Source organism: Streptomyces sp. SID486 (assembly GCF_009865385.1).
In the GTDB taxonomy this organism is placed as follows: Bacteria; Actinomycetota; Actinomycetes; order Streptomycetales; family Streptomycetaceae; genus Streptomyces.
Genome location: NZ_WWJT01000231.1, coordinates 1 through 1819 on the forward strand (window position 1 = coordinate 1; position 1819 = coordinate 1819).

The following is a 1819-nucleotide window of genomic DNA, read 5'->3' on the forward strand; positions in this document are numbered from 1 at the left end:
GGGGGGCCGGGCTGGGCGGGGACGGCCAGGGTGTCCGGGATCTGCGCGTCCGCCGGGATCGTCACCAGCCAGCGGGTGTCACGGCGCGGGCGCAGGTAGAAGGCCCAGTAGAGGGTGGCGGCGGCGGTGATGCCGCCGGTCCACACCAGGTAGCTGGTCTCCTGCTGGGTCAGGATGTACGCCAGGACGGCGATGAGCAGGACCGGCACGGCGGGCCACAGCGGCATCCGCCAGGCGGGCGTGTGCTTGTGGGAGCCGCGGCGGGCGAGCAGGGCGGCGACCGCGACCAGCAGGTACATGCCGGTCACCGAGACGCCGGTGACGCCGTACAGGGTGTCCAGGTTGACGAAGCAGAGCAGCGCGCCGGGGACGCCGACCGCGAGGGTGGCCACCCAGGGGGAGCCGAAGCGGCCGAGCCGGGAGAACACCGAGTTGACGGGGCCGGGCCACGCCTTGTCGCGGGCGGAGGCGAACAGGACGCGGGAGTTCTGGATGACCATGACGATGCCCGCGTTGATGATGGCGAGGGCGACGCAGAGGCTGACGAAGGTGCCGACCGCGGAGTTGGACCAGGCGGTGACCATGGCGCTGATGTCGCCGCCGGTCAGCTCCTGGAGGTCGCCGGCGCCCATGGTGATCGCGGTGACCGGCACCAGGATGACCACGGTGGAGATGGCGAGGGTGGCGAGGACCGTGCGGGCGACGTTGCGGCGCGGGTTCTCCAGTTCCTCGGAGAGGTAGACGGCGGTCGAGAAGCCCTGGGTGACGAAGAGGGCGATGGCGAGCCCGGAGACGACCAGCATGGCCGTCACGGTGTCCGTGTGGCCGTCACCGCCCGCCACCTGCATGGAGACGAGGCTGCCCACGCCGCGGTGGCCGTGGGTGAAGCCCAGCAGGGCGACGACACCGGCGGCGATGACCTCCAGGACCAGGAAGATGCCGGTGATCCAGGCGTTGGCGCGCAGGTCGAGCAGGCCGGCGAGGGTGGCGAGGAGCATCACGCCGGCGCCGGTCATCGAGGGGTCGAGGTGCACGATCGGGGCGAGGTAGTCCGCCGTGCCCATCGCGATCACCGGCGGGACGATCATCACGACCAGCAGGGAGAGCACGAAGACCAGCCAGCCCGCGAGCCGCCCGGCCATCGTCGACACCATGGCGTACTCGCCGCCCGCGCTGGGGATGAGGGTGCCCAGCTCGGAGTAGCAGAACGCCACGGCGATACAGAGGAGGGAGCCGATGGCGATCGTGAGGGCGGTGGCGGTGCCGAGGGAGCCGAACAGGTCCGGGACGACCACGAAGAGCGTGGAGGCGGGCGTGACGCACGACAGCGTCAGCAGGGTGCCGCCGACGACGCCGATGGACCGCTTGAGCCCCGGTGCGGGGGCCGTCGGGGCGTCGGCCACGGACTTCTGGAGCGTGTCGGTCATACGGCGGTTCCGATCGACTGGTGCGACTTGGGGGGAGGGGGTCGGGAGCGCTATCGCCTCCGGCGGATCGTCGTACGTTCGTTTCGTCCGCTCCCGGCGTTGCATAGAGAACCCCGACGAAAACCGCCCCGTCAATGGCCGTTCACCTTCGGAATCCGCACCTGCGGGAGGCGCGCCGCCGCGTTACTTTCCCAGGCCGTGACGCCCTATAGGGGCATCCACCAAGCTCCATCCGAATGTGACCTTGCTTTCGAAGGACATACGGCGGCAACCCCTTCGTCACCCGTTTCATCCCACCTGAACGGGAACCGCAGGCAACGTGTCAAAAAAATGTCAGGGTGTCCGGTATCCGGACCCGCGAACCGGTCCCGGGCACGGCCGGGGGCGCGGTC

General features: G+C 70.2%; 1 protein-coding gene. It reads right to left on the bottom strand.

What is annotated here, in order from left to right; translation table 11 throughout:
* On the bottom strand, positions 1-1427 hold a 1427-nt coding region (locus GT045_RS11920), incomplete at its 3' end, for an APC family permease (protein ID WP_161334134.1).
* Positions 1428-1819 lie beyond the last annotated feature (392 nt).